The organism is Sporosarcina jeotgali, from assembly GCF_033304595.1.
GTDB classification, from domain to species: domain Bacteria; phylum Bacillota; class Bacilli; order Bacillales_A; family Planococcaceae; genus Sporosarcina; species Sporosarcina jeotgali.
Genome location: NZ_CP116341.1, coordinates 1,379,747 through 1,405,960 on the forward strand (window position 1 = coordinate 1,379,747; position 26,214 = coordinate 1,405,960).

The window sequence follows — 26,214 nt, forward strand, 5'->3', positions numbered from 1 at the left end:
GTGGATATTTACGATAAAATTAACGAACTTTACGATAGAAAACGTAAGATTGAACTAGGCGGAGGCGATGAACGCATTGCACGCCAGCATGAAAAAGGAAAGTTAACTGCACGTGAACGGATTGATTTGCTAGTAGACAAAGGAACCTTTGTTGAATTGAACCCATTTGTTGTTCATCGTACTCGTGATTTTGGAATGGACAAAATGGAAGGTCCTGGTGATGGTGTAGTTACGGGGTATGGAAAAGTGAACGGCCGTGCCATTTATTTATTCTCTCAAGACTTCACAGTTTTCGGTGGAGCTCTTGGGGAAATGCATGCTATGAAAATCGCAAACGTCATGGATTTAGCTGCAAAAAATGGTGCTCCATTCATTGGACTTAATGATTCAGGCGGAGCCCGCATTCAAGAAGGGGTTGTCTCTCTGGATGGCTATGGCGAAATCTTCTATCGTAACTCTATTTACTCAGGCGTCATACCGCAAATATCTGTCATTTTAGGACCGTGTGCAGGCGGAGCTGTCTATTCACCAGCGATTACAGATTTCGTTTTCATGACCGATGATACGAGCCAAATGTTCATCACAGGACCGAAAGTCATTGAAACAGTCACTGGAGAAAAAATTTCATCTGAAGACCTGGGCGGCTCAAAAGTGCATAACTCAATTAGCGGTAACGCACACTTCCGAGGAGCGGATGAGCAGACAGTACTTCAAGAAGTTCGCCGTCTATTAACATACTTGCCTCAAAATAATGAAGAGAAAACACCGGTACAGCCATTGTCTGATCAAGATGATTACCGTCCAGACTTAGCGGATGTCGTACCATTTGAAACCATCAGACCGTATGACGTTCGGAAAGTGATTGAGCAAATTGCGGATGCAGACTCATTCATGGAAGTTCAAAAAGAATTTGCGCGAAATGCAGTGGTAGGATTCGCTAGAATAAAGGGAGAATCGGTAGGATTTGTTTGCAATCAGCCAAAAGTGATGGCGGGCGGACTTGATATTGATTCTTCGGATAAAATTTCGAGGTTCATTCGGACTTGTGATTCCTTTAACATTCCGCTGATTACGTTTGAAGATGTGACTGGATTCTTCCCAGGAGTTAAACAAGAGCATGGCGGCATTATCCGTCACGGTGCAAAAATCTTGTATTCCTATTCGGAAGCAACAGTACCCAAAATCACAGTGATTTTGCGCAAAGCATTTGGCGGAGCGTACGTAGCACTTAATTCAAAAGCAATCGGTGCAGATCTTGTGTTCGCCTGGCCGAATGCTGAAATTGCAGTAATGGGTGCTGAAGGTGCAGCGAACATTATCTTCGCACGCGATATAGCGGGAAGTGAAAACCCAGAAGCAACTCGAGCAGCTAAAATCGCGGAATATCGTGATAAGTTCTCGAATCCATATGCAGCGGCTGCAAACGGAATGGTCGATGATGTCATTGACCCCCGTGAAACGCGCATTAAACTAGTGCAAGCGCTAGATATGATGAGAAATAAGAAAGAACAGCGCCCTAAAAAGAAGCACGGCAATATGCCATTATAAGAGGAGAGATACTATGAATTACGAACGCATGCTGGACGAATTTTTTGAATTAGTAAAGATAGATTCTGAAACGCTGCACGAGGAACAGATTGTAGGCGTTTTGAAAGAAAAGATGGAGCAAATGGGCTTTGATGTTTTCGAAGATGACTCAAAAGTACGCACTGGCCATGGTGCCGGAAACTTAATTGCAACGATGAAAGGTACTGTTCCGGAAGCAGATCCAATTTACTTCACTTGTCATATGGATACCGTGACGCCTGGAGCAGGAATTGAACCCGTCTTAAAAGAAGATGGATATGTCTATTCTGCAGGAGAAACGATTCTAGGTGCAGACGACAAAGCGGGACTTGCTGCATTGTTTGAGATGATGCGGACGCTTAAAGAAAGCGGAGAAGCGCATGGTGATCTGCAATTTATCATTACTGCCGGGGAAGAAAGCGGTCTAGTAGGTGCGCGGGAAATTGATAGAACGGTTATGCATGCAAAATACGGCTACGCAGTTGACAGTGATGGAAAAGTCGGAGGAATCGTCACAGCTGCTCCATATAATGCAAAATTGAAGACAATCATTCATGGACGGACAGCACACGCTGGAGTAGAACCTGAAAAAGGTGTTTCCGCGATTACGATTGCTGCAAAATCAGTTGCAGCCATGAAACTTGGAAGAATTGACTCAGAGACAACAGCGAACATCGGAATGTTTTCTGGCGGACAAGCAACGAATATTGTTTGTGATGAAGTTAACATCGTCTCAGAAGCTCGGTCCATCGATTATGAGAAGTTACAAGCTCAAACTGAACATATGGTAAAAGCGTTTGCCGAAACTGCTGAAAAAATGGGAGGTACGGCTGAGACGGAAGTGCGTCTTATGTCACCAGGGTTCCATTTTGACGAGAATGACGAAGTCGTTCAAGTAGCTTCGGAAGCAATTCGTGCGATCGGCCGTACACCGGAATTGAAGACGAGTGGCGGAGGCAGTGACGGTAATATCTTTAATGGACATGGCTTCCCTACAGTTACATTGTCTGTCGGTTATGAAGAAATCCACACTAAAAACGAGCGTATGCCTGTTGAAGAGCTCAACAAACTTGCGGAGTTACTGCTTGAAATTGTGCGTACCGTGACTAACCGCGGAAAGAAGGTTCAATAATATGGAAAACACGAAAGCGATAGTCGTTCGCTGCGGCAATGAAGAATATGCCATTCCAGTTGAACAAACGGTTTCCATTGAAGAATTGGAAAAAGTGAATCCGATTCCTCATTTACCGGAATACCTTCTTGGATTAATGAAAATACGAGGAGAGCTCGTTCCGATTTTGGATTTCCAGCAAATTTTATATGGCAACTCTGCAAAAGATGATCCAAATGCTAAAGTTGTGGTTGTCCAGACGGAAGGAGTCTACTTTGGCTTACTCGTGCTGGAAGCAAAAGAAATTCTTGATATTTCCGAGGATACGTTGACGTCAAAAGGGCTGATGGCTTATTCTAAAACCCCTTATTTCTCTTCAGTAGCTAATTTGGAAAATCGAGTCATTACAATGATTGATCCGACCATTCTTTCTGATACATTGGCAGGTATGGATGATATTACTGACTATGTGGATCAGCAAGTTTCAGAAAACGTGTAACTGTGAAAACCGGGGAGTACGCTGCCCGGTTTTTTCTTGAAGGTGAGGGGAGAATAAATGGATCGCAAAGAACATGTCAACCGTCGAGTCATTCTTCATTTGGATATGAATTGTTTCTTTGCGTCTGTTGAACAAGCGCATAATCCAGATTTGAAAGGACTCGCATTGGCTGTGGCAGGGGACCCAAAAGCACGGAGAGGAATCTTAGTTACCTGTTCATATGAAGCGCGTGCATTTGGAGTCTACACGACAATGACTGTCGGCGAAGCGAAACGACTGTGCCCTCAGCTGGTCCTGATACCTCCAGACTTTGAAAAGTACAGACAAGCTTCCCAGGCAGTGTTTGATATACTCAGGACATATACAGAGTTAGTGGAACCGGTCTCGATTGACGAAGCCTACATCGACATTACAGCTATTGGCGGATTAGAGGACGCACTGGGGATTGCTAAAGATATGCAGGAACGGATATTACGTGAACTGGACTTACCGTGTTCAATTGGAATTGCTCCGAATAAATTTTTAGCTAAAACTGCTTCCGACATGAGGAAACCAATGGGGATCACGATACTAAGAAAGCGGGAAGTTCACAAAGTCTTATGGCCGCTTTCCGTAATTGAGATGCATGGAATTGGTAAAAGCAGTGCCGAAAAGCTTGCTCAGGCAAAAATTCAAACAATTGGCGACCTTGCTACTGCAGATGATTTGAAGATGAAAATGACGCTTGGTAAAAGAGGACTAAGATTGAAAGAGCGTGCCAATGGAGAAGATCATCGAATTGTGGATCCTGAAGCATCAGCAGAACGAAAAAGTGTTGGAAGTTCTACTACACTTGCCATTGATGAAACCGAGTTGGAACCGTGTCTAGCCGTATTTCAAAAACTCGCAGAAAAAGTGGCCAGCCGGTTGGAAGCTAAACAGCTGGCGGGCACAGTTATTTCTATTCAAATCCGTACAGCAGCTTGGAGGAACCAATCTAGAAGTAAAACTGTCTTGAATCCATTATATCGCTCAAACGAGATCTATACAGAAGCCGCACAGCTGTTTCGTCTGCACTGGGATGGAGAACCTATCCGACTTTTGGGAATTACAGTATCCAATGTCATTCCATTTGAAGAATTGCACGAACAGCTTTCTTTCGATACCTTTGAGCGTCATGATAAAGAAGTGTCCATGCAAAAATTAGTTTCACGAATGAATGATCGATTTGGTCCGGGTACGATTCATAAAGGAAAACAATAGAAAGGAGGAGTTGATTATGGATTTACAGTTTTTAGGTACTGGCGCAGGGATGCCTTCAAAATTGCGCAATACGACGTCAATTATTTTGAATCTGTCTTCCGAAGAGCGAGGATATTGGATGTTTGACTGCGGGGAAGCGACACAGCATCAAATGCTTCATACAACATTAAAGCCGAGAAAAGTGACAAAAATATTTATTACACACTTACATGGAGATCATTTATTTGGAATACCGGGATTTATCGGTTCCCGCTCATTCTTGGGCGGAGACAGTCCGCTTGATATTTATGGGCCAGCAGGAATCGAAGAGTGGATCCAAACGACATTACGACTAACGAAAACTCACCTTACATACCCGTTAAAAATCCATGAGATTAAAGAAGGTAATGTATTTGAGGATGACGACTATATCATTACTGCGCGCGAGTTATCGCATGTCGTCCCATGCTTTGGATTCAGGGTCGTTCAAAAGCCGCTTCCTGGAAAGTTATTGATCGACAAAGCTACGGAAGCTGGTGTGCCGAAGGGTCCTCTTCTGCAGCAGCTCAAAAACGGAAATGATATTACATTAGAAGATGGGAAGATTGTTACAAGCGCCTCTGTCATAGGTGAGCCGAAATCAGGATTTGTTGTAACGATTCTAGGAGACACCAGTGTGTGTGAAGCGTCCATAGAACTTTCAAAGGGTGCTGATCTAGTCGTGCATGAAGCGACATTCAACGAAGAAACGGGCCAGCTGGCAAAAGATTTTGGGCATTCTACGATTCAACAGGCCGCAGAAATTGTGAAAACAGCCGGTGCAAAAGCGCTCATCGCGACACATATTAGTTCCCGCTTTCTTCCAAGTGACATTGATGCATTTAAGAAAGAAGGACAAGAAGTTTACCCTGACGTTTTTGTAGCAAGTGACTTTGCTCAATATTCTTTACATAATGGGAAAGTCATTGAAAGTAATTTTAAGAAATAACAAACTTCTTCAATTCATTGGATTGCCTGCAAGTGAACGCTTAAATGACTGCTCAAACAGTAGTATCCTTTAATAGTGAGACGAGTACTCTGGAATTCAAGGATCTTTTCAGATGAAAACTTTCAGAAGTAAGACAAACACTAAATGCCTCCATTCATAATAAGATGGTATAGGAGGCGATGAGGATGAACTGGCATTATAAAATAGACACTTTAATCAATCAGCCTGTTGGAATTTCATTGTCAAATGGGCAAGGGACGTCAGGGATTTTATGCGGAGTTACTAATGGTCAACTTCATGTAATTGAATACTTATACCAAGCGCAATTTGCTTTAAAAAAGTACGATTTCTATATGATTCAGGATATAAATGGATTTCCTCCTTGTCAGAATCAAAGCCGGCTCTATTAGAAGCAGTGGGTGAGCTGTGAAATAATGCTATTGAAATAATGAGAAGATGAGACTATGTATCAACTTCTGATTTCTATTTGCAAAAACGTGAGTCAGTCTAAAAATATCCAGTTTTGCAATAGTGAAACCAACAATAAATTCACATCAAAATAAAGTCTTGTTAGTAGCATCGCAATTAGCGATGCTTTTTTCATTTTTTTGAAAATTTTTATGGATATCTTTGGTATAATGATGTTAGCGTTGTAGTAGTTTTTGATATTCAGCAAAAATGGCGAAACAATATTGCATATAAACTGTTAGTTTCCGTACCTCCGAACACTTTCCGAAGGAAGAAGCTTAATCCGTTTCCTTCAGGCATAAGATCCATACAAAAATCCAGTCATTTAACAGACTTTTTGAAAGGAAGAATTTTATGGATGGAGAAGTGAAGAAAAAAGACGTCCAAGAAATTGATGGCATTCATATTATGATTATTTTAGGCATTGTCATTTTAACCAGCCTTTTGCACCTTTCAGACACTATCCAGTGGTTTTTACTAGTAGGATACGCTTTAGTAATGATCTTTTTTCATGAAAAAGGGAATCTTAAACGTTCTCTGGTTTTTGTTGCAATTGGTTTTGGGCTTGTTTTATTGAAAATGGTTTATATGAAATTAAACATTTGAAAAATAAAGTCAGCGTATTCTTGATTTATAAACTGGCGTTTTAACCGTATATGGTTTGGGCTTCAAACGGTCCATTTTTTGGTTAATACAAAAAATTTAGATGGAGGATAGCAATGAAACCCAAATTCCATGTTACACAAAACAGTTCCTTTATAGATACAGCATTGGAAATCCGAATCACCAATCTTCCACCGTGTGAGGTTGTAACGTTAAAAGCTGAAATGTGCGATAACCTTGGCAAGAATTGGGGGTCGTTTGCAGAATTTATATCTAATGACGAAGGGGAAATTAATTTAGCAACTGCGAAGCCTAGATCAGGTACATATTTAATTCCTGATGTGACTGGTCTTTTTTGGTCTATGTCACCTATCTTGAATGATAAACCGAAAGGAAAGACCCCTTTAAAGCCATTGGAAACAAAGCTGTTTCTAATGAGAGGGCAAGAAGTCTTGACATTCACCTCGATAATTCGTGAGGTTGTTTCGCCTAAAGTGGATAGATTTCCTGTACGTCAACAAGGAATTGTTGGAACATTCTTTTTTCATTCTAAGGCCGGACCGTTACCCACAGTAATCGTATTAGGTGGATCTGAGGGGGGATTAAGAGAAAGTAATGCCGGATTGTTGGCATCGCATGGATTTAACACGTTAGCATTGGCGTACTTTGGTATTGGAGACTTACCAAAAGAGCTTGTGAATATTCCCTTGGATTATATCGAAGGAGCAATAGATTGGTTGACCGGTAATCCGAATGTTGACTCCAAAAAAATAGGTGTATTTGGAACATCTAAAGGTGCGGAACTAGCTTTATTAAGTGCATCAATCTTTCCATCAATCAAAGCCGTTGTTGGATATGTACCTAGTGGAGTTGTTTACCCAGGATTAGGTCAATCCGCACTTGGTTTAACCTCTTGGCAATATAAGGGGCAATCGTTACCATTTGCCAATGGTAAGATTCCCAGGGAGGTCACAGAGAAATTGGAACAGTCAATACGTACAGGTAAACCGATATCCTGGCGTGAAATCTACCAATATTGGGCAAAAGATGAGAAACAAGCAGAGATTGCAGTCGAAGATATTCAGGGTCCTATTCTTTTGATTTCAGGAGGGGATGATCAACTTTGGCCTTCTGATTTCTTGTCTGAAAAAGTAATATTTAGATTAAAAGAACATAACCATCCTCACAATTTCATGCATATCAACTTTCCGAAAGCTGGTCATTCATTGTCGATTCCAGGATTTCCAACTACACAAACAGTCATATCACCATTTGGAAATGGGAAGTTATTACTTGGGGGAACACCTCAAGATAACTCGCAGGCTCAATATACCGCTTGGCGAAGAATAGTCGCTTTTTTAAATGAAACCCTAACTTCTAGATTAGATTGATTCATGGAAGTTCAGCAAAAAGGGACAATTCTGGAATTAAGATTATGCCGTCAATGGGCCATTTTGAGGGAGAGGAAATAATTGCTTGAAGAAATAATTAATCACTGGAACTCGTATTGTAAAGATGAAAACTTTGTTGGTATTGGCTCTACACGAAAAGTATTTAAAGTATCGAATTATGTAATTAAAGTACACTTGCACACAAACGGGTATAAGCAATCACAAAATGAACTCAAAGTTTTCAGAGCAATGGAGAAAAAAGGGCTTGCTTCAATACTTGCCAAAACTTATTACGTGGATGACTTCATTTCCATACAAGATTTCTATCATCCTTTAGAACTTATAGATAATCAATCCTATGAAATCAATTCTGGAATTCACAGTCACCTCATCCCAGATCTTTTTGAAACGGTTATGAATGAGTTGGATAAAAACTTCGATTGCTTTGATTTAAAAGACAGCAGTAATTTTGGTTTAAATAATAGCGGGAAACTTGTTTTAACTGATTATGGCATGACAAAAGAGTTGTACGAAAAAGAATGGGTTCCATTAGCTGAAGAAGGTTTGCTTCCACAAATATATTTTGAGTCATGTAACACTTGTGGAGAAAAGAAAGAGTTACGGATATATGGTGATAATGATATAGACAAACGTTGCTATGATTGCGGGAAAGAATAACATCCCTGTTAACGGAAAATTGGCAAATCCGTCTGCCGTTAGTGGGGGCGATTCTTTGGTAATACATCCTTAGTTGATTGGAGTGCAAGCCGTCGACTCTGAGAGGATTAGCGTGCGCTTGAGACCCTGGACGTAGCGAAGCGAAGGAAGCGGCTCAAGCCACGTCCTCCGGAAAACGTGCGGCTGGAACGCAAATCAACGTGCTTAACATTATTCCAGATATGGGGGCTATTCACTAAAATGATCCGTTCTTCAAACGGACCATTTTCATATATTTGAAACTTTTCTATAGCATCAACGATTAACCTTTATAAAGGTGGAGAGAAAAAATGAAAAAACTTACTTTCTTAGGAGTTTTGTTCATTGCGATGATATTAGGTGCTTGCGGGGTTTCAAATAATAAAAATGCTGACACGATTTTAAGCGGAGACAAACCACCAAATGTAGTTGTAAAAATTAACGGCGAAAAATACGAAACGGTATTAGGTACATATTGTTGGGAAATCCGTTCTACTGGTGATAAAAAGACAGGTGAATGTGTCGACACTGCGGGTCCAGTAGATTTATTAAAGGATAAAGAGCCCATCCAAATTACGGCAGGTGAGGAAGTCACATTGATTATGGATTACACACCAAAGCCTAATGAAATGCATCTTTCACAGGTAAAGAGTCATAACGATGAAATGGAAATTGAAGTGAAAGACAATCAATTTATAGCTCCCAATGAAAAGGGTATATACTTTTATAGTTATGGCGTCTGGTGGATGGATGAAGAAGATAAAGATTTATCCCATGGTGATGCTTTTTATGCTTTTTCTTTAGAAGTTAAATAAACGGTTGCGTTTGCGTGATAAGGACAATGCATCAAACTTAAGATATTGGATTGGACCTAGGTAAAGGGAGAGATTTAAATGAATCAGGAAAAGGCGGAAATTCTTATACTTGGCAGCTTTCACATGTCCGAAATCGAGGGACTAGATACGCATCAAAGGCAAATGGAAATCGAGGAATTGGTTTCGAAAATAGGGAATTTCAAACCGACCAAGATTGCGGTTGAAATGGAACCGAAGGAGAGTAAGACATGTAATGAGCTATATAAGCGATATCAATCGGGTTCTTTTTCATTACCAATCAATGAAATCTACCAGGTAGGCTTCCGGCTAGGGGTTGAGCTTAAGCATAACGAAATCTATCCGACCGATTGGATGGGGACTGAAGACATGAGCTTCGGGGAAGTTCAGAGTTGGGCGGAGGAACACCAATCGGAGATGTTAAAAGAAATTCTTGCAGGAGTCGAGGATATACCTGTATGGACTGAGGATAAAACTGTACTGGGCTACTACAGAGAGTTAAATGAGCCAGCTTTTCTAGACCTGTTACATAAAGTCCATTTAAACATTGCGCGTATTGGTGAAGTAGATCACTATGTGGGTATAAACTGGCTCAGTTGGTGGTATAAGAGGAATCTAATCATGTTCTCCAACTTATCCCGTCTCATTGAATCCAAGGAAGAACGCATTCTATTCATTGTAGGGATCGGACACTCTTCCATTGTCACGAAGTTTATTGAGGAAAGTGAACTTTGCGAGGTAGTTAAACCCCTTCATTATTTGTCTTGAAAATATATTTTTTGAAGGATTCTTCAGAATCTGGGAGCGTTTGCTTTATAAGAGATTTAGTCTATATCGCAATGGACCATTTTGCTAGATAACTTTGTTTGAAAGGCGTGAGTAAAGTGGGGAAAGAAAATATAAAATTATTCGGGATTCCTATTGTCTTCTTATTGTTGGGTATTTTGTTTTTAATATTGGGAGCAAATGGGGATAGTATTGCGGTAAACTTTTCAAGACCACCTGGTGCTACATCGTGGACGACTTCAGGCAGTACCGCTGATGCTTTTACATCAGTCTTAATGATTATAGGTATCTCTTTTCAAATATTGTTTATTAGCACTTTTTCTATATCATTTTATCTCTGGCAAAAGGGCAGTCGCTAAATTTGACCTTCTGCAAAAGGGTGCGATTCCGAAATTGGGACCTGCACTCTTTGAACAAAAGGGCCACTTTGCGGTGTAAATATATTCTTTAAAAAAGGAACTTTTACTATTTGAAAAGACGTGTTTTGGGGAGGGGCAGACATAAATATAGCAGAATTCAAGAAAAATCTATCCACTGTAAACTAGATTATTTACTTCGATAAAGGTCAGTATCTTCGTGAAAAGACCTCTAATCCTGTAATGTTAAACCAAATTATTAGCCAAGGAAAAGGCTTATTAGAAGACAGTAATGAAAACGATAAGTATTTTCTTTATGGGGCTTTAGGAAATTTATACAGAATAAATGGGCAACCCAAAAAAGCAATTAACTGTTTAACATATTGTCTTAATCAAGCAGTAGTAGAAAGAAACCCCACAAGGAAAATCGTTGCTTCAATTCGTCTTGGTGAGGTTCTTAAATACGATAGCAATCATAAAATGGCTTTGGACCATTTTAATAAATCTTTGAGAATGTGTGAAGCCCACAAGATTGACGAATACTTGGATTTCGTACTGCAACACAAAGGTAAATGTCTAATGGAATTAGCAAATCTAAACGAAGCCGAAGAATGCTTTCAAAAAGCATTGATACTAAGAAAATCAAAAGAAAATCGCTCCTTAATTGACTCGACTGAACAAGCAATTGGATTAGTAAGAGAAATGCAAAGATAAATAGGTGCAATAAGCCTGTGTATTAAGTTAACAGGGGCCATAGTTCAGTGACTGCTGAAATAAAAACGGGCCAATTACTGAAAAGTATGCCCTACAAGGTTAAGCAACAACTGCTAAATTAAACTTGGAGGTTTGAAAAAACATGAGACAATTGGGGACGTTATATTTTTTCTGCGGGAAAATGGGTGCAGGAAAATCAACTAAATCAAAACAATATGCAATAGATAAGAATGCAGTACTATTATCTGAGGATGAATGGCTTTCATCTCTTTATCCCAATCAGATCGAATCATTTGAAGATTTTCTGAAGTTTTCGGCGCAGATTAAGCCGTTGGTGAGAAAACATGTCCAAAATATATTAAGTGTAGGTACAGATGTAGTAATGGATTTTCCCGCTAATACTCAAAAGCAACGTAAGTGGTTTTTGGATATGGTGTCCGATGTCAATGCAAGCCATCAATTAATTTTCCTTAATCTAAATAACGAACAATGCTTACGTCAAATTGCACAAAGACGTAACGAACAACCTGAAAGAGCGGATTTTGATACTGAAGAAATGTTTACCCATGTTACTAACTTTTTTGAGGCACCAGAAGCATCAGAGGGATTAAATATTTTAGAGTTTAATGGATAATAACAAGGAGTTCAATATAACATTGTCGTACATTGCAACAATAGGGCGCAATTCTTGAAGAAGGATTGCGCCTATTTCAGTAATCGGGCCAAAGAGTTGAATTAGAACTTAACTTCTTCTGCTAAGGGGTAGTGGAGTGAAGAGGATGACTTGTCTTATGGGGGAGTTTATGAAAAAGATAATTATATCGTTTGTTCTTGTAATATTAGTTGTTGTAATTCTGGTGAATTTAGATACAGTATACCTAAAATTACAAGAAAGTAATGTGAGTAATGGAGATTACTATGTCAGTGAGATAAATGCCGAAAGAGATAGAAAAGGACAAAATATCTTAGATATAACTGACCTTAACTTTTATACAAAATACTCCGGAAACAACATTTATTTAACACAAGTATTTTTTGAAAATAAACTTGAAATGATTTTTTTAACGAAAGCGTCTAAAAACGGTTTCCTTGACTGGGAATATCACACGCTCCCATTTACAACCACAGAAAACATTACTAAAGAATCGTTGGACGATTGGATCTTAAACTAATGGGGGCGATTGTTTGGTACTACACTCTTAGTTGATTGGAGTGCAAGCCGTCGACTCCGGGAGGATCAGCGTGAGCCTTGAGACCCTGGACGTAGCGAAGCGAAGGAAGCGGCTCAAGCCACGCCCTCCGGAAAGCGTACGGCTGGAACGCAAATCAACGTGCTTAACACTATTCCAGATATGGGGGCGTTTCTTGCATAAGGTGTTTACTTCAAACGGGCCATTTTGAAACTTAATAATTTATATGCTTAAGGGAAAGAGTCAACATTACTCTAACTTTTTTCAGGTTTGTATAATTTTTTAGTTTTAGAAAGGTTACAGAATTTACTAAAATTAACTATATACCTCTGAATGCAATAAAAAACCGCAATTTCATTTTTGAATTTGCGGTTTTTCACGTCTGTAATTTGTTTTTTGTAATTTACATTTTTAGCAGGTCATCTGGACAAAAGCTATGACTTTATAGAAAGATTTGATGTATTTAAGAAAATAGCTTGATTGTGACACTTAGGACAACCATTTTAAAACGTCCATCCTCTGCTGTATTGAGCAGGAGCCTCAATTTCTGTATGAAGTTCACGAGCAGCTCGATATGGCCAATACGCGTCTCGCAACAGTTCTCTGCCGATTAATATGAGGTCAGCACGGTCATTCCTTAAGATTTCCTCGGCTTGGAGACCTGAAGTGATTAATCCTACTGCGCCAGTTGCGATATCTGCACCTGTTCGGATGGTCTCGGAGTAGGGAACTTGATAACCGGGAAATGGATCGATTTTTGCAGGGACCACAGCTCCGGAGCTCACGTCAATTAAGTCTACTCCTTGATCCTTCATCCACTTAGCCATTTCAATATAGTGTTCAGAAGTCATGCCGCCAACCGTATAGTCTTCAGCAGAAATTCGTACAAATAAGGGTCCTTCCCACGAAGTTCTGACGGCATCGATGATTTCACGAAGGAACCGGTAGCGATTTTCAGCGCTTCCGCCATATTCATCAGTACGATGGTTGGATAGCGGGGATAGGAATTCGTTGATGAGGTAACCATGCGCCCCGTGAAGTTCCAATAAGTCGAATCCCGCATCTGCTGCACGTTTTGCGGCTGCAGCGAATGCTTGAATGGTTTCTTGAATCGCATCTTTGCTCATTTCAACTGGTGTTTTGTATTGATCACTAAACGCTAGGACGCTTGGTGCCTGGATGGCGCCGTCCACTGTTGCTTTCCTGCCTGCGTGTGCAAGCTGGATTCCTGCAGCTGCACCGTGTTGTTTAATGAGACGTGTCAGTTCAGTTAAGCCTTCAATATGAGCATCTTCCCAAATCCCGAGATCTTGGGGACTGATTCGCCCCTGTGGCTGAACGGCAGTCGCTTCTAGAATGATTAATCCCGCCTGACCGACAGCCCTTGAGCCGTAGTGCACGCGATGCCAATCTTCCACTTGACCATCTTCGTTATGCGATGAGTACATGCACATTGGCGCCATCGCGATTCTATTTTTCAATGTGAGATTGCGAATCGTGTAAGGTTCGAATAATTTAGCCATTTCTAAGTCACTCCTTTTCATGAATGACTATACTATAGCAAAAAAACTTAAAAAGTCCTTTATGAAGAGCTCGGACTTTCTTTAAACGTATCGGACCCAAGTTCCCTGGAACGTTTCTCAGCATGTTGGATGCAACTGAAAACTGCTTCATGAAACCCGCCGGCAGTGAGTGCCCGAAGGCCGGCTTCCGTCGTACCGCCAGGACTGGTTACATTTTCTCTAAGTGCGGCTGGCTCTTCATTCGTTTGGCGCAGCATGGATGCAGCGCCTTCAATCGTTTGGATGATAAGATTACGAGCAGTCGGCTGATCAATTCCAGCATGCATGGCAGCTGTCTCTAAGGCTTCGGCCAAATAGTAGATATAGGCAGGGCCGCTTCCTGAAAGAGCAGTAACGGCGTGCAAGTCATCTTCTTCAACTTCTGCTACGATTCCTATTGAACTTAATAAGGTTAGAATTTCTTGTTTTACTTCTGAAGTCACCGAACAATTGAATGCCACACCTGTAGCAGACTTACCAATGGCTGCTGATGTATTTGGCATAGATCGGGCAATCGCGTGTTTTCCTAAACCTGATTCGATGGTAGCGATTGAAATTCCAGCAAGTACAGAAAGGATAGCTGCATGTTCATTTATAAAAGGAGAAATTTGTTCCATGACCGTATAGACATCTTTAGGTTTAGTAGCCATTACAATTAAATCTGCACTGGTTAGCTCTGATTTGTCTGCACTTACTAAAGAAATACCGTATGTACTTTTCAACAGTTGAAGACGTGATTCATCTGCACGGTTCATGACATAAATATGAGAAGGGTTAATCGTCCCTTGCTTACAAATCCCGGAAATTACAGCTTCAGCCATCGATCCGGCTCCTACAAATACGATTTTCTCCATGGAATTCCCTCTTTTCCTAAATGCGTGTATTCCATCAGTGTATGCGTTTATGGAAATAAGTCAACAGACGATTCAGTCATCGATACATGACGAACGTACAGAAAGCATGTACAATGGAATGAATAGCGATTCAATAATGGAGGCAAAACCATGATTCAACAACTAACGATTCCCACGCCTTATGCTGTAGGCGATGTTAATGCATTTTTAGTAAAAGGAGATACACTGAGTCTTTTCGATGCGGGTCCTAGAACTCCAGAAGCTTTAGAAGCAATCAAGGCGGGACTTAACGATTCGGGCTATTCACTGGAGGATATTGAACAAGTCATTCTAACCCATCATCATCCAGATCATTCAGGCTGGGCTGATGGATTTCCAAATGCAGAGCTTTACGGTCATGAGTATAATAATCTATGGTTAACGAGAGATCCCGATTTCATCAAATTTCATGACGAATTTTATATGGACCGATTTATAGAACAAGGGGTTCCTGAAAAAGCGCTGGGAATTGTCGGGAAGATGAAGCGTGCGGCTGACTTGATGGCGCATCGTCCACTTGATCATATTTTAATGGAAGGGGACGAAATTCCGGGACATCCAGGTTGGATAGCTCTTGAAACGTTAGGGCATGCTCAAAGTCATTTATCATTTTGGAATTCTAAACGGAGCGAACTTATAGGCGGAGATTTGTTACTGGAAAAAGTTTCTTCCAATCCGCTTGTAGAACCCCCTAAAGGTCCTGACGATCCTCGACCTAAAACAATGCTGCAATATAATGCATCATTAAAACGATTGCTGGATCTGCCAGTTGAGAAGGTCTTCAGCGGACATGGAATGCCTGTAACGGGTGTTCATGAACTTGTTGAAAAACGTCTGCAAAAACAGCACGAGCGGGCAATGAAAGTTTACGATATGCTGTCACCGGGTCCGCGGTCTGTCTTTGAATTGACCGTGCAATTATTTCCAGCTGCCTATAAAAGAGAGCTGGGGCTGACACTCTCCGAGACACTTGGTCAAATGGATTACTTATTAGAGCTTGGCAAGGTTATAAGAAAAACAGACGAGCAGGGAATTCATCGGTATGAGAAATCTTAAAAAGATTTTAATAACAGGGGCTACTAGCGGAGTAGGTTATGAAACCGCGGTGAGGCTAATATCGGAAGGTCACCGCGTTCAAGTAACGGGGCGCTCATTGGAAGGTCTGGCCTTGCTTGAAGCTCTTGGGGCAGATGTGATTCAACTGGATTTAACAAGTGAGGGTGCCGCAGACCGGTTGCTGTGTGAAATGGAGATGCCGGATGTCATTATATTCTCAGCGGGAGTGGCAAAGTTTGCGCTTGCACATGAAACGGAGGATCAGCAGCTTGAGCAAATGTTTTCAGTTAATGTGATGGCACCGATTCAACTTACACAAAGAATCATCCCTTTATGGATGGAGCGCAAGGCCGGACATTTAATTTACATTGGCTCCCAAGCAGGAAAAGTTGCTACCCCTAAAGCCGCTGTTTATGCAGCGACGAAACATGCGCTTATTGGCTACACAGATGCAGTGCGTATGGAAGTTTCACAATATGGGATTGACGTATCTGTTATCCATCCAGGTCCAATCGATACAGCCTTTTTAGATAAAGCAGATGACGCCGGAACTTATAGAAAATCTTTGGGTAAGCATTTACTGTCGGTTGAGGAAGTTGCAAAGGCCGTCGTAAAGACAGTTCATCTACCAAAACGGCAAATCGATTTGCCAAGGGTGATGGGCATCACAAGTAAACTTCACGCAATAGCTCCAGACTGGGTAGAACGCATAGGAAGACCATTTTTCATGAAAAAGATGCAGTAAATCTAAACTTAACAATTAATTGAGCAATGAAGAAGAGGCGTCCATGTCGTTCGGACGCCTCTTCATTCGCGGAAAATTTGTTTGAGTTCGCTGCATGTAGCTGACGTATTACTCGAAAGCGTACTGCAAATTCATCTTGCACGCATTTCACTTCATGGTTCTTTAATCGAAGAGAAACGGTTGTTCATGTTGCACTTACACAAAAAACTTACTTCTTACTGGTTTTACAAACACACGTAACTCTTCTTACGGTGATGCTTCGTCAGTACAGCAAATTTCCCGCCAAGGCTGTGCATTTCTCCAAGTCAGCGCTAAGCGCCTTCCTTGATTTCGCCTTGTAATTATCTATACCCGGCAACACAAACTATAAACCTGTTTTTAAAAATTCTTTTGTTTTTTATTTTAAAAAGTTTCTAATCGCTTAAGCTGTTAGTCAACCTGGTATGAATCCAGCAATAGAGGCACTGCATTTAAAAAGTGTTTATGCTAAACTGAGACTAAACAATCCGATCAGGAAAGGTGTTCCTTCATGAAACAGTTAACTGTACAAAACATTGTACAAAAATTTTCTTTTGAGATCCTATCTGGGAGCGATCATTTAGGAAGACCGCTGAAAAAAACAAAAGTGCGCCGTCCGGGTTTGGAGTTCATGGATACGTTCGACTTTATAGCACGGGGACATATTCAAATACTCGGGAAAAACGAAGTGAATTATTTACATACCCTTACAGACGATGAATGCAAATGCCGGATTTCGAATCTGGTAGAATATGATCCTCCTTGTATTCTAATCACTTCCAATCAGGAGCAGCCTTATGGATTGCACACTTATTGTACCGAAAACGGAATACCTGTATTAAGAACTCCGGACTCGATGGGTGTCGCAAGTGCGAAACTGGATGCATTTGTCATAAGCTCAATGGCTGAAGAAATTGCAATCCATGGAGTCGTTGTAAATGTTGCAGGAATTGGTGTTTTACTAAGAGGTAAATCGGGTGTTGGGAAGAGTGAGACTGCACACACTTTAATTGGCCGCGGGCATCGCCTGGTAGCAGATGATATTGTTGTACTCCGAAAACTCAGTCCGCAAACGCTGCTCGGTACCCATAACCAAACTAACCGAGAGTTTTTGGCACTTAGAAGTATCGGTTTGATGAACGTGGTCCGTTTATATGGCCGCGCTGCTTTTCAAGAAGAAACCAGAATCGCTCTAGATATCGAATTGACGGAGTGGAAAGACAACTCACTTAACAACGAGCTGGAATTGGACGAGAAGTTCACAGAGTATATGGGAGTGCCTGTTCCTTACATTCAGATTCAGCTGCAACCAGGACGGGATGTGGCTGGATTGATTGAAGCAGCTGCAAACAACTGGTATTTAAAACAGCAAGGATATAGTGCTCTTGAGGAATTCATGGAGCGGCTGGAACCTGAATTTAATCAAGAATGAATTGGCATGCATAGAATCTCTTTCCCTGGGAAAACTAGAGGGACACTAGTTTTTGAAGGAGGATTCCAAATGACTGAGAAAAAAGAACCGTATGAAATGATGACAGAGAAAAATAACAACCTTTCCTCAGCACAAGAAGTTGAGTATCCAAGCGATTTCAAGAAAGCAGACAACGCAGATGATACTAAGAAAAAACGTAAAAATTAATCATAACAAAAAGTCCGGAAACGACTCATGGTTTCCGGACTTTTTGTTTACTTAACTTTCTTCAATAATTCCAATACTTCATTCGACCGTATGAACATTCCCACTTTACCATAGGGGTCTAACTCGGTTATTGCAAAAACAACGCCGATGACTTCGTCATTCTGAAAAACAGGACTTCCACTGTTTCCTCTGTAGACCGGTGCATCCAAAAGGATAATGGGAACATCCCGACCCGCCCAGCTGCTTTCGCCAATTAATTCACCTTCATTGGCAATCCCAAAAAAATTCAACGGATTTCCGATAAACCTGACTTTCGTATCCGGGGTATAAGCAGGAGATTCCGCTAGTTTAAGAGCAGGAATGTCCGGCGGATCATTTATTTGTAAAATAGCCAAATCATTTACGGAATCCTGTGCAACGAGCGATGCCGCAAAGCGACCTTGTTCTTCAAAAGATACTGTAATTTGCTTTGTATTTTCAACTACATGATTATTGGTAACAATCAGTCCATCAGGGGATACGGAAAACCCAGTGCCTTTCCCATCTTCGGTCAATACAACAGCAACGGATTGTTTCCACTTCGTAATATCTTCACGTTTTGAAAGCTTTGCAGACGTTTTCAAAAAATCAATCGCTGGCAATGAATAAATATCAAAAATGAAAGCGACAGGCTGAAATAGAAGAACAAGTGCCATGATCCATACAATCCATTTAGGGACCCTGCGTTTACTTGCCTGCGGATTCGTTCGAAGTGCAGCCTCCTTCGCAAGGGCCTCTCGCTGTGCTTCTAAAACGAGTTGACGAAACTCCTCTTCTTCGATTTCTTCTTGTGTCAGTTCAGAAGTGTCTAAGCAATCCGAGTTATCGAATCTAACTTCCGAATCACCGGTATCTTCTGCTGGTGACACTTCATTATTCAGGCTATCTCCATGTTCATCTTGAGTATCGTCTTGGTTCATATGTACACACCTTTCAATGATCTTCATTGAATTTCAATAAAACGCAGGTCACCAAAAGTGTACCATACATTCTATTTGAACAATTTGACAAGAAGTTGACAAAAGACTCTATCTACTTCCCATTATACTTGATATACTTTTTATAAGTGTATTTATGTTTATCTGAGAGGAGATGTGTTACGGTGGATGAAAATGCATTGCAGAAAACGGAACCGGAACGGTATCCAAGCACCGTATCTGACGAAGTGTATACTCTTACCACTAAAGTGAGAGCACTTGAAGAGGAAATCAGTGAACTGAAAAAAGACATACACGCTATCGATTTTTTACAAAAGAAGCCAATTATTTCAGGTGATACGATTGCGGTGGGCGGCTTCTGGATTGTAGCAGCACTCGCAGTAATCGGAATATTTTTCTAACGGAAGGGGAACTGCAGTATGATGAAAAGCCCAGGACTGGCAGCAGTACTTAGCTTTTTTTGGACAGGTGTTGGACAGATCTATAATGGTCAAATTCTGAAAGGTCTTATTCTAATCGGGGTCCAAATTATTAACTCGCTTCTTATGTTTGTTTTAATTGGATTTATTACGTACCCTATCGTTTGGATATGGGGCATGTATGATGCATACAAAACCGCAGAAAGACACAATATGCGCCAGGCCATTTAATCTGAAAAACCTGTCAATATTCAAAAGGACGTCCACTCATTCGTTGAGGGACGTCCTTTTTTTATTTCCGTCTCGCTTTAATCAAGTTTAATTCTGAACTTAACGCTTTCATAAGAGAGAAGATCATTAACAAGATTACGAATGAGAATGGAAGTGCGGCAATGATTATTGTATTTTGCAGAGCTTCTAATCCATTGACCGATAGTAAAATTAACGCAATGGCTGACTGAAGTACTCCCCAAACGAGCTTGATGCTATTTGGCGGTGTCAATGATCCATAACTGGATTGCATACCTAACACAAATGTCGCTGAATCCGCTGATGTGATAAAGAAAGATGCGATAAGGATGATTGCAACAATTGAAATGAATACACCCCAAGGCATTGTATTAAACAACTCGAAGACTACAAGTTCAGTAGCTTTATCCGCAAGTTTAACACCGGCTTTTTGAGCTTCAATTGCGGTGGTTCCAAACGCTGTGAACCAGAATGTACATAGGATTGTCGGAGCAATCATAACGCCAATCATGAATTCGCGGATTGTCCGTCCTTTAGAAACACGCGCAATGAACATACTGACGAATGGTGCCCAAGAGATCCACCAAGCCCAGTAGAAAATGGTCCAGGCATCCAGCCACTGACGATTTTCAGAATTCAATGGGGAAGTGGAGAAACTCATTTTTACAAAGTTCGCCATGTAACCGCCTAGTGAATCTGAGTACATATTAAATATTAATAAAGTTGGTCCAAGAATTACAACAAGAATTAGCAAAGCAACAGCTAGGACAAGATTCAAGTTGGATAAATATTGAATTCCTTTACTTAGACCGCTCCAAGCAGAAATTATAAACAGTACAGTTACTATGAAAATAATAAAGAACTGTGATTGAATTCCTATTGAAACTCCAAATAAATAATTTAAACCTGCATTAATTTGAACAGCGCCAAAGCCGAGGGTTGTTGCAACACCGAAAGCGGTTGCAAAAACAGCGAGAACATCGACAAGAACACCCCAAGGACCGTTCATTTTATCACCAAAGATCGGCTTTAATGTTGATGAAATTAAACCAGGTTCCCCCTTGCGGAATTGGAAGAATGCGAGGGATAAGGCAACAAAACCATACATTGCCCATACGTGGATTCCCCAGTGGAAAAAAGATTGGCGCAAGCCTTCTTTAAAGGCAGCGGGAGTATTGAGCTCACCGTTCGACGACATGACAGCGTAATGTGAAAGCGGCTCAGCCGCGCCATAAAACACGAGACCGATTCCCATTCCAGCTGAGAACAGCATGGCAATCCATGATACTGTCGAAAACTCAGGTTTATCTGTATCTTTGCCAAGACGAATTTTTCCGAATGGACTAAAGATCAGGAACAGACAAATGATAACGAGTACGGATAATAACATTAGATAGTACCAACCAAAGGCAGATGCGACGAAGTTTTGAATCTTTCCTGTTTGTTCGGCAAAGCTTTTCGGCGCGAGCACACCATAGCCAACTGCCAAGACGATCAGTCCGATCGTAATGTAAAAAACATTTGAAATTTTTCTCATGATTCCCCCTAAGGTAATTGTAGTGTTTTAACGGTTATTAACTATAGCAATAAAGAAATGAAAATGCAAAAAAATATAAAAAAGGAGAATGCCGCAACATCCCCCTTTTTCTAAATGCGAAAAAATACTGTCCTCACAGGTTTTTATAAGAAATCAATTTAAGATAAGCGATCTTGCTCATTAATATTTTCAGGTTCAAACTTTAAATAGTACTTTCCTTTTGTGGCTTTCGCTAAAATAACTGTAAGGATGGAAGCTAATACTGCAGCGAAAAATGCAGCGGTAGACTCCAAGAAAACTCCCATATAACCTAGAGCTGCAAGTGTTCCGATGAAACTTGATATAAGAAGAGAGGCAACACCTACTGGATTCCAGCGATATAAAAATTCTTGACGGGCGACATAATAGTTAGGACCAATCTTCATAAGTTTTTTGACGACAAGTGCATCTGTAACCAAGATTGCAGCCCAAGAAAGTAAAAATACACCTTGGAACGTCATCATTGTGCTTAAATGATCGACGATATTTCCGAGCATGAGCAAAATTGCACTTATCCCTGATACAACTACCCAAAAACGTCTTCCAGGTGTAAATCGGAACATATTTTCAAAGAAGTTGGACAGCGATAAGGAACTGCTGTAAATATTTGTTACATTAATACGTATTTGGGTAAGCATCGTAAATAATGCTCCGCCGATTCCGAGCAGCAGGACAATGTATACGCCTGGATCTGGTTCCATAAAACGAACACCAAACCAAATACCGAGGCCGCCCATGACGCCAAAACAAAAAATTTGTGGGATAAATCCAATCATCACGGAGCCGAGTTTAATATCTTTCGGCTTTAAAAAACGTGCATAATCGGAAGCAAGAAGGGCTGTGAGTCCCATAATCCCATTGTGCATGCCAATACACATAAGTAATGCTGTACCTCCAACTGCAACACCTTCAGGCATGTATGAAAAAACTGCGCCTGTATAAACAGCTGGTTTATAAAATGAGATAACGATTGCAGCGATTAAAAACACAACAAATATAGGCATTGACCACTTTTGCAATTTATCAAGTTGTTCAATTCCGAACCAATTCAAGGGGATGACAATTGATCCGAATACTATGATGAGAATCCACTTTGGGAGGGTAGGGAAAAAGTGGTGAACTGCAGATACTAAAATTAATCCTTCAAATGCACAATACATAATAAAATTAGAGGCGTATATCAAGGAGGTAAGGGAGGACCCTACATATCCAAAGCCTCCGCTTCGTGACAATAGATTTACATTCATCCCTGATTTAGCGGATAAATAGGCGATGACTGTACCTAAAATTCCTGCGACAATGATTGCGTAGGCTGACGAAATCATCGCATTGACAGCCCCGTATGAGAGAGCCATAACACTGCCCATCTGGAAGTAGAAAATAGCAGTTGCGATGCCGAATGTAATATTGGTAATACTTAACCAGCCTTTTGTACGTTCGTCTCGAGGAACGCGATCAAGCGTATAGTCATTTTCCAACTCTTCGATTTCTTCGTTATATACATTTGTAGTGTCAGATATTTCTTTCATTCAATTCCTCCTATTCGATATGTACATCTCCTTCTGCTCAGTCAATTATTTTTTCGCATATTAAACCCTTAGTAAGCATAACAAAAAAACTATGGATTTTTCAAGGAGAGTAAATTAACCTCCCTATATTCTGTATATAAATGCTGAAATATATCCATTATTGGAACCCCTAACTATGAATTCAAGCCTTTGTGTACGGTAAACAAATTAGGGTAGAATAAAACAGGAATGTTTATTTTCTATTCTTTAAGTGTTAAACTAGTATTGATAAAAAGGAGTGGATATAATTGGGTAAATTAGATGGTAAAGTAGCAGTTATTACTGGCGGTGCTGGCGGAATCGGAAGCGGAATGGCGAAAGCTTATGTTAAAGAAGGCGCAAAGGTTGCAATCGTTGACTTAAACGCTGAAACTGGTGAAGCTATGGTGAAAGAACTTCAGGAATTCCAACCTGAAAGCATGTTTATTCAAGCGGATCTAACAGACCGCGACAAGTTGAAAGATATCATTACAACTGTCGTTGATAAGTATGGCAGACTCGACATTCTGATCAACAACGCGCACGCTTCTCGTCAAGTATTACTTGCAGATGCTACTCAAGCAGATATGGACTTTTCCTTTAACACAGGATTCTACCCTACATTTTACTTGATGCAAGCCGCATATCCTCATTTGAAAGAATCTGAAGGGACAATCATCAACTTCTCTTCAGGCGCTGGCATTAATGGAGACGTTATGCAAGGGACTTATGCAGCTGCTAAAGAAGCAATTCGTGCGATTACACGCGTTGCAGCAAATGAATGGGGCCAGTTCGGAATTAACGTGAACTTGATTTCACCGATTGCCAATTCACCTGGTATCCAGCAGTGGAAGAAAGACCAGCCTGAAGCTTACGACAAAATGCTTAACAACATCCCTATGCGCCGTCTAGGCGAATTGGAAGGCGATATTGGCCGAGTTGCAGTTTTCCTCGGCAGTGAAGATGCATCTTACATCACTGGACAAACTATAATGGTTGACGGTGGCGCAACTAAATTACGCTAACTATATAAAAACACGATCCTCAATATCGAGGATCGTGTTTTTTATTTTCGTAACAATAAATAAATAAAATAGGGAGCGCCTATTAAAGAAACGACTAACCCTGCTGGGATTATCCCTAAGCTGGATACATTTCTGCCGATAGTATCCGAAAGCAATAGCAGCCAGCCCCCTAGCAGAATGGCGATGGGAAGATAGAGCTGACTCCGCGGACCAATTAATGACTTGGCAATGTGTGGAGCCATTAGCCCGACGAATGCAATTCCTCCAGTAACGGATACGGCCGAAGCTGCAAGTGCTACAGCAGTAATGAGAAGAATAATGCGCTCTCGCTCAACTGAAACACCGATTCCGATGGCAACAGATTCACTTAGTCCCAACACGTTTAATCGACTCGCTTTATACAAAGCGAAAGGGACAAGAATCATTAGCCAGGGAAGAAGAGCAATGACAAACGGCCAATCAGATCCCCAAATATTTCCTGCCAGCCATTTTGAAATGAAATCTACTTTGTCACGATCCGCTGTAGAAGTAAGGACGATCATAACCCCGGAAAGTGCTAAAGAGAACCCCACGCCTGTTAACACCAATCGAATTGGCTGCATGCCTGTCTTTTTATCATACGCAAAAAGATAGATGAGAAATGCGGTAACAAAAGCACCAACGAAACCGACAATCGGCATCAAATAGACAAACGCACCTGCCTCCACAGGCACAAAAAGAAAGAATACGGCAATTGAAGCCCCGGCCCCAGCGTTAATGCCTATAATTCCAGGGTCGGCTAAGTCATTTCGTGTAATCCCTTGAAGAATTGAACCAGAGAGTGCAAGTGCTGCGCCTGCTAAGAACGTGATAGCAATGCGAGGTAACCGAACTGAAAATAATACGAATTCCTCTTTAAAAGTACCATTTCCAAAAAGTGCTGGGAAGATTCGGGCAGGATCTACTGATGCCGGCCCAAGTGCAATGGCTGCAACTGCTGTTCCAACAGTAAGAAGGCTGAAAACAATCAATAACAAACGTTGTTTTCTTAAAACTGCAGATTGAATCATGAGAATGCTCGCCCTCCTTTACGGACAATGATGAGGAAGAATGGCAAGCCCATCACAGCTACAAGTGCAGCAACGGGTGTTTCATAGGGGGCATTCATCGTTCTGCCTAATGTATCTGCAAGTAACATGAAGGCACCGCCAATAACTGCAGACATAGGAAGTATAAAACGATAATCTGTTCCAACTGTTGCTCGTACGATGTGAGGGATCATAAGTCCAACAAACGCTAGGTTTCCTACTAGAGCTACAGCAGAACCCGCCAGGAGAATAATTAGAATGAACAGAATCATTTTTGTTCTGAACGTGTGCTGACCTAATCCGACAGCCACTTCTTCACTTAAACTTAACAAGGTTAATTGTTTCGACAATACAAGTGCGATGACAATTCCGATTAGAATGACCGGTGAAATAATTTGAAGCTGGGACCACGTAGTCCCAATGACACCGCCAGCGGTCCACATGGAAATGTCTTTCGATACCTTGAAATAGATTCCTACTCCTTCGGCAATTGCAAAAAAGAACGTCGACACGGCTGCTCCTGCCAATACAAGTCGAAAAGGGGAGAACCCGCCGCGTTTTGCGGAGGCAATTCCAAATACGATTAGCGCCCCGATTGCCGCACCTAAAAAGCAAGCAGCCATAATTCCATAATAATTGAGTGAAGGGACTAGAGCGATGGCGATAGCCAGTGCAGCATTGGCTCCTGCGGTTAAGCCAAGCAAACCGGGGTCAGCAAGAGGATTTCTGGTCATCCCTTGCATGATGGCACCTGAAACAGCTAAAGCAGAACCAACGAGTAACGCCGCCAGTTCTCGCGGAATCCGAATTTCCTGTAATATTAAGCTGTTTTTACTTGTGTCGCCGATAATAGCAAGCCACACATCGGAAACGGAAATGGTTGCTGCACCAAGGATCATTGCCAGGAATAAAGAAGCAACAAGACCTATACATGCAATAACAAATTTAATTGAAAATGGCATGGTTCTACGATTCATTAGCCAGGACTCCTTTCACAAAAGAAAAGGACTCTTTCAAGG

Annotated in this window: 29 protein-coding genes; 22 read left to right on the forward strand and 7 right to left on the reverse strand. The window is 41.1% G+C overall.

The annotated features are described in order from the left end of the window. The 15 genes from PGH26_RS06640 to PGH26_RS06710 all read left to right on the forward strand — a co-directional run bounded on the left by PGH26_RS06640 (position 1) and on the right by PGH26_RS06710 (position 12,404). A complete protein-coding gene (locus PGH26_RS06640) occupies positions 1-1,548 on the forward strand; it encodes an acyl-CoA carboxylase subunit beta (protein WP_323693205.1) in 1,548 nt (515 codons plus the stop codon). A 13-nt stretch (positions 1,549-1,561) separates the two neighbouring features. After that, positions 1,562-2,698, forward strand: coding sequence for a M20/M25/M40 family metallo-hydrolase (locus PGH26_RS06645; RefSeq protein WP_323693206.1), 1,137 nt, complete (start codon positions 1,562-1,564; stop codon positions 2,696-2,698). Between the two features lies 1 nt (position 2,699). Beyond that, the gene (locus PGH26_RS06650; protein WP_323693207.1) at positions 2,700-3,176 is read left to right on the forward strand and encodes a chemotaxis protein CheW; all 477 of its coding nucleotides are present in this window, start codon (positions 2,700-2,702) and stop codon (positions 3,174-3,176) included. Between the two features lie 57 nt (positions 3,177-3,233). Further along, a complete protein-coding gene (locus tag PGH26_RS06655; RefSeq protein WP_323693208.1) occupies positions 3,234-4,418 on the forward strand; it encodes a DNA polymerase IV in 1,185 nt (394 codons plus the stop codon). A 16-nt stretch (positions 4,419-4,434) separates the two neighbouring features. After that, positions 4,435-5,385, forward strand: a complete 951-nt coding sequence (gene rnz / locus PGH26_RS06660) for a ribonuclease Z (RefSeq protein WP_323693209.1) — start codon at positions 4,435-4,437, stop codon at positions 5,383-5,385. A gap of 185 nt (positions 5,386-5,570) precedes the next feature. Next, entirely contained in the window at positions 5,571-5,795 is a 225-nt protein-coding gene (locus PGH26_RS06665) for a hypothetical protein (RefSeq protein ID WP_323693210.1), read from the forward strand. 412 nt (positions 5,796-6,207) lie between these two features. Beyond that, positions 6,208-6,459, forward strand: a complete 252-nt coding sequence (locus tag PGH26_RS06670; protein WP_323693211.1) for a hypothetical protein — start codon at positions 6,208-6,210, stop codon at positions 6,457-6,459. A gap of 113 nt (positions 6,460-6,572) precedes the next feature. After that, positions 6,573-7,847, forward strand: coding sequence for an acyl-CoA thioesterase/bile acid-CoA:amino acid N-acyltransferase family protein (locus tag PGH26_RS06675; RefSeq protein WP_323693212.1), 1,275 nt, complete (start codon positions 6,573-6,575; stop codon positions 7,845-7,847). 81 nt (positions 7,848-7,928) lie between these two features. Beyond that, complete coding sequence (locus PGH26_RS06680; protein WP_323693213.1) at positions 7,929-8,525, forward strand: protein kinase; 597 nt, start codon at positions 7,929-7,931, stop codon at positions 8,523-8,525. A 329-nt stretch (positions 8,526-8,854) separates the two neighbouring features. After that, positions 8,855-9,358 carry a hypothetical protein gene (locus PGH26_RS06685; RefSeq protein ID WP_323693214.1) on the forward strand — a complete coding sequence of 168 codons (504 nt, stop codon included), beginning with the start codon at positions 8,855-8,857 and terminating at the stop codon, positions 9,356-9,358. A 78-nt stretch (positions 9,359-9,436) separates the two neighbouring features. After that, positions 9,437-10,144 carry a DUF5694 domain-containing protein gene (locus tag PGH26_RS06690; protein ID WP_323693215.1) on the forward strand — a complete coding sequence of 236 codons (708 nt, stop codon included), beginning with the start codon at positions 9,437-9,439 and terminating at the stop codon, positions 10,142-10,144. A 116-nt stretch (positions 10,145-10,260) separates the two neighbouring features. After that, positions 10,261-10,521 (forward strand): hypothetical protein, encoded by a 261-nt coding sequence (locus PGH26_RS06695; protein WP_323693216.1) that lies wholly within the window; start codon positions 10,261-10,263, stop codon positions 10,519-10,521. 240 nt (positions 10,522-10,761) lie between these two features. Further along, positions 10,762-11,232, forward strand: a complete 471-nt coding sequence (locus PGH26_RS06700; RefSeq protein WP_323693217.1) for a tetratricopeptide repeat protein — start codon at positions 10,762-10,764, stop codon at positions 11,230-11,232. Between the two features lie 142 nt (positions 11,233-11,374). Beyond that, positions 11,375-11,866 (forward strand): P-loop nucleotide/nucleoside kinase family protein, encoded by a 492-nt coding sequence (locus PGH26_RS06705; RefSeq protein WP_323693218.1) that lies wholly within the window; start codon positions 11,375-11,377, stop codon positions 11,864-11,866. A 169-nt stretch (positions 11,867-12,035) separates the two neighbouring features. Continuing rightward, a complete protein-coding gene (locus PGH26_RS06710; RefSeq protein ID WP_323693219.1) occupies positions 12,036-12,404 on the forward strand; it encodes a hypothetical protein in 369 nt (122 codons plus the stop codon). Positions 12,405-12,925: 521 nt separating this feature from the next. Here PGH26_RS06710 and namA read toward each other — a convergent pair. Further along, positions 12,926-13,945: an NADPH dehydrogenase NamA gene (namA, locus tag PGH26_RS06715; RefSeq protein WP_323693220.1), complete on the reverse strand. Its 1,020-nt coding sequence runs from the start codon at positions 13,943-13,945 to the stop codon at positions 12,926-12,928. A gap of 59 nt (positions 13,946-14,004) precedes the next feature. Beyond that, the gene (gene proC / locus PGH26_RS06720) at positions 14,005-14,838 is read right to left on the reverse strand and encodes a pyrroline-5-carboxylate reductase (protein WP_323693221.1); all 834 of its coding nucleotides are present in this window, start codon (positions 14,836-14,838) and stop codon (positions 14,005-14,007) included. A gap of 150 nt (positions 14,839-14,988) precedes the next feature. Here proC and PGH26_RS06725 point away from each other — a divergent pair, with 150 nt between their 5' ends. From PGH26_RS06725 to PGH26_RS06740, 4 genes are all read left to right on the forward strand, one after another. Beyond that, entirely contained in the window at positions 14,989-15,933 is a 945-nt protein-coding gene (locus tag PGH26_RS06725) for an MBL fold metallo-hydrolase (protein WP_323693222.1), read from the forward strand. Beyond that, entirely contained in the window at positions 15,920-16,678 is a 759-nt protein-coding gene (locus tag PGH26_RS06730; protein WP_323693223.1) for an SDR family NAD(P)-dependent oxidoreductase, read from the forward strand. The genes PGH26_RS06725 and PGH26_RS06730 overlap by 14 nt, the downstream gene beginning before the upstream one ends. Positions 16,679-17,207: 529 nt before the next feature. Then, complete coding sequence (gene hprK, locus PGH26_RS06735) at positions 17,208-18,128, forward strand: HPr(Ser) kinase/phosphatase (RefSeq protein ID WP_323693224.1); 921 nt, start codon at positions 17,208-17,210, stop codon at positions 18,126-18,128. A gap of 69 nt (positions 18,129-18,197) precedes the next feature. Continuing rightward, positions 18,198-18,335 carry a YfhE family protein gene (locus PGH26_RS06740; protein ID WP_323693225.1) on the forward strand — a complete coding sequence of 46 codons (138 nt, stop codon included), beginning with the start codon at positions 18,198-18,200 and terminating at the stop codon, positions 18,333-18,335. Between the two features lie 47 nt (positions 18,336-18,382). Here PGH26_RS06740 and PGH26_RS06745 read toward each other — a convergent pair whose 3' ends face one another. Continuing rightward, positions 18,383-19,294, reverse strand: a complete 912-nt coding sequence (locus tag PGH26_RS06745; protein ID WP_323693226.1) for a S1C family serine protease — start codon at positions 19,292-19,294, stop codon at positions 18,383-18,385. A gap of 182 nt (positions 19,295-19,476) precedes the next feature. On the opposite strand from PGH26_RS06745, the gene PGH26_RS06750 reads away from it, so the two are divergent. Continuing rightward, on the forward strand, positions 19,477-19,713 hold the full coding sequence (locus PGH26_RS06750) for a hypothetical protein (RefSeq protein ID WP_323693227.1): 237 nt from the start codon (positions 19,477-19,479) through the stop codon (positions 19,711-19,713). Positions 19,714-19,731: 18 nt separating this feature from the next. Continuing rightward, entirely contained in the window at positions 19,732-19,962 is a 231-nt protein-coding gene (locus PGH26_RS06755; protein WP_323693228.1) for a hypothetical protein, read from the forward strand. A gap of 61 nt (positions 19,963-20,023) precedes the next feature. Here the strand turns inward: PGH26_RS06755 and PGH26_RS06760 are convergent, their stop codons facing one another. Together PGH26_RS06760 and PGH26_RS06765 are read right to left on the reverse strand one after the other, a co-directional pair. Next, on the reverse strand, positions 20,024-21,517 hold the full coding sequence (locus PGH26_RS06760) for a BCCT family transporter (RefSeq protein WP_323693229.1): 1,494 nt from the start codon (positions 21,515-21,517) through the stop codon (positions 20,024-20,026). A gap of 158 nt (positions 21,518-21,675) precedes the next feature. Further along, complete coding sequence (locus PGH26_RS06765) at positions 21,676-23,085, reverse strand: purine-cytosine permease family protein (protein WP_323693230.1); 1,410 nt, start codon at positions 23,083-23,085, stop codon at positions 21,676-21,678. A gap of 287 nt (positions 23,086-23,372) precedes the next feature. On the opposite strand from PGH26_RS06765, the gene PGH26_RS06770 reads away from it, so the two are divergent. Next, on the forward strand, positions 23,373-24,128 hold the full coding sequence (locus PGH26_RS06770; RefSeq protein WP_323693231.1) for an SDR family NAD(P)-dependent oxidoreductase: 756 nt from the start codon (positions 23,373-23,375) through the stop codon (positions 24,126-24,128). Between the two features lie 41 nt (positions 24,129-24,169). Here PGH26_RS06770 and PGH26_RS06775 read toward each other — a convergent pair whose 3' ends face one another. Further along, positions 24,170-25,177 carry a FecCD family ABC transporter permease gene (locus PGH26_RS06775; protein ID WP_323693232.1) on the reverse strand — a complete coding sequence of 336 codons (1,008 nt, stop codon included), beginning with the start codon at positions 25,175-25,177 and terminating at the stop codon, positions 24,170-24,172. Then, positions 25,174-26,172, reverse strand: coding sequence for a FecCD family ABC transporter permease (locus PGH26_RS06780; protein ID WP_431312520.1), 999 nt, complete (start codon positions 26,170-26,172; stop codon positions 25,174-25,176). Before PGH26_RS06780 ends, PGH26_RS06775 begins: the two co-directional genes overlap by 4 nt. Between the last annotated feature and the right edge of the window lie 42 nt (positions 26,173-26,214).

Bases quoted from the DNA above. Each gene is read 5' to 3' on its own strand.
- PGH26_RS06705 (WP_323693218.1), top strand. From the start codon at position 11,375: ATGAGACAATTGGGGACGTTATATTTTTTCTGCGGGAAAATGGGTGCA.
- PGH26_RS06765 (WP_323693230.1), bottom strand. From the start codon at position 23,085: ATGAAAGAAATATCTGACACTACAAATGTATATAACGAAGAAATCGAA.
- PGH26_RS06675 (WP_323693212.1), top strand. From the start codon at position 6,573: ATGAAACCCAAATTCCATGTTACACAAAACAGTTCCTTTATAGATACA.
- PGH26_RS06690 (WP_323693215.1), top strand. From the start codon at position 9,437: ATGAATCAGGAAAAGGCGGAAATTCTTATACTTGGCAGCTTTCACATG.
- PGH26_RS06730 (WP_323693223.1), top strand. From the start codon at position 15,920: ATGAGAAATCTTAAAAAGATTTTAATAACAGGGGCTACTAGCGGAGTA.
- PGH26_RS06710 (WP_323693219.1), top strand. From the start codon at position 12,036: ATGAAAAAGATAATTATATCGTTTGTTCTTGTAATATTAGTTGTTGTA.
- PGH26_RS06655 (WP_323693208.1), top strand. From the start codon at position 3,234: ATGGATCGCAAAGAACATGTCAACCGTCGAGTCATTCTTCATTTGGAT.
- PGH26_RS06665 (WP_323693210.1), top strand. From the start codon at position 5,571: ATGAACTGGCATTATAAAATAGACACTTTAATCAATCAGCCTGTTGGA.
- proC (WP_323693221.1), bottom strand. From the start codon at position 14,838: ATGGAGAAAATCGTATTTGTAGGAGCCGGATCGATGGCTGAAGCTGTA.
- PGH26_RS06685 (WP_323693214.1), top strand. From the start codon at position 8,855: ATGAAAAAACTTACTTTCTTAGGAGTTTTGTTCATTGCGATGATATTA.
- PGH26_RS06775 (WP_323693232.1), bottom strand. From the start codon at position 25,177: ATGATTCAATCTGCAGTTTTAAGAAAACAACGTTTGTTATTGATTGTT.
- PGH26_RS06760 (WP_323693229.1), bottom strand. From the start codon at position 21,517: ATGAGAAAAATTTCAAATGTTTTTTACATTACGATCGGACTGATCGTC.
- PGH26_RS06755 (WP_323693228.1), top strand. From the start codon at position 19,732: ATGATGAAAAGCCCAGGACTGGCAGCAGTACTTAGCTTTTTTTGGACA.
- PGH26_RS06645 (WP_323693206.1), top strand. From the start codon at position 1,562: ATGAATTACGAACGCATGCTGGACGAATTTTTTGAATTAGTAAAGATA.
- hprK (WP_323693224.1), top strand. From the start codon at position 17,208: ATGAAACAGTTAACTGTACAAAACATTGTACAAAAATTTTCTTTTGAG.
- PGH26_RS06670 (WP_323693211.1), top strand. From the start codon at position 6,208: ATGGATGGAGAAGTGAAGAAAAAAGACGTCCAAGAAATTGATGGCATT.
- PGH26_RS06780 (WP_431312520.1), bottom strand. From the start codon at position 26,172: ATGAATCGTAGAACCATGCCATTTTCAATTAAATTTGTTATTGCATGT.
- namA (WP_323693220.1), bottom strand. From the start codon at position 13,945: ATGGCTAAATTATTCGAACCTTACACGATTCGCAATCTCACATTGAAA.
- rnz (WP_323693209.1), top strand. From the start codon at position 4,435: ATGGATTTACAGTTTTTAGGTACTGGCGCAGGGATGCCTTCAAAATTG.
- PGH26_RS06650 (WP_323693207.1), top strand. From the start codon at position 2,700: ATGGAAAACACGAAAGCGATAGTCGTTCGCTGCGGCAATGAAGAATAT.
- PGH26_RS06740 (WP_323693225.1), top strand. From the start codon at position 18,198: ATGACTGAGAAAAAAGAACCGTATGAAATGATGACAGAGAAAAATAAC.
- PGH26_RS06700 (WP_323693217.1), top strand. From the start codon at position 10,762: ATGTTAAACCAAATTATTAGCCAAGGAAAAGGCTTATTAGAAGACAGT.
- PGH26_RS06745 (WP_323693226.1), bottom strand. From the start codon at position 19,294: ATGAACCAAGACGATACTCAAGATGAACATGGAGATAGCCTGAATAAT.
- PGH26_RS06725 (WP_323693222.1), top strand. From the start codon at position 14,989: ATGATTCAACAACTAACGATTCCCACGCCTTATGCTGTAGGCGATGTT.